Raw genomic sequence first — 744 nt, forward strand, 5'->3', positions numbered from 1 at the left:
CGGTTATAACGGTTCATATCACCTTACCGGCGCTTATCGCAGATTAGCACGCCCTTCATCGCCTCTGACTGCCAGGGCATCCACCGTGTACGCTTAGTCGCTTAACCTCACAACCCGAAGATGTTTCTTTCGATTCATCATCGTGTTGCGAAAATTTGAGAGACTCACGAACAACTTTCGTTGTTCTGTGTTTCAATTTTCAGCTTGATCCAGATTTTTAAAGAGCAAAACTTCGCAGTGAACCCTTTCAGGTACACTCTGAAGTATTTTTTCGTAAACACTCACGAGATGGTGGAGCTATGCGGGATCGAACCGCAGACCTCCTGCGTGCAAAGCAGGCGCTCTCCCAGCTGAGCTATAGCCCCATCGTGTAGTCAGAACCTCTTACCTTTGATTCGTTTCCGGGCGCGGCGTGGTGAAGCGAAGCATACTGAAGTATGCGAGCTTTGCCACAACAAAGCACGGGAGCGAATCTGGTAGGCCTGAGTGGACTTGAACCACCGACCTCACCCTTATCAGGGGTGCGCTCTAACCACCTGAGCTACAAGCCTGTAGAGGTTTTACTGCTCGTTTTTCATCAGACAATCTGTGTGAGCACTGCAAAGTACGCTTCTTTCAGGTAAGGAGGTGATCCAACCGCAGGTTCCCCTACGGTTACCTTGTTACGACTTCACCCCAGTCATGAATCACAAAGTGGTAAGCGCCCTCCCGAAGGTTAAGCTACCTACTTCTTTTGCAACCCAC

Annotated in this window: 2 tRNA genes and 2 rRNA genes; all 4 read right to left on the reverse strand. The window is 49.7% G+C overall.

Annotation, left to right across the window (positions count from 1 at the left end):
• Positions 1-107, reverse strand: a 23S ribosomal RNA gene (locus J4728_RS23665); the annotation flags it as partial.
• A gap of 182 nt (positions 108-289) precedes the next feature.
• Positions 290-365: transfer RNA gene (locus tag J4728_RS23670), tRNA-Ala, on the reverse strand.
• 109 nt (positions 366-474) lie between these two features.
• Positions 475-551 (reverse strand) — tRNA-Ile (locus J4728_RS23675).
• Between the two features lie 69 nt (positions 552-620).
• Positions 621-744, reverse strand: a 16S ribosomal RNA gene (locus J4728_RS23680); the annotation flags it as partial.

The sequence above is a fragment of the Salmonella sp. 32070601201500089SM genome (assembly GCF_017573605.1).
Classification (GTDB): domain Bacteria; phylum Pseudomonadota; class Gammaproteobacteria; order Enterobacterales; family Enterobacteriaceae; genus Salmonella; species Salmonella enterica.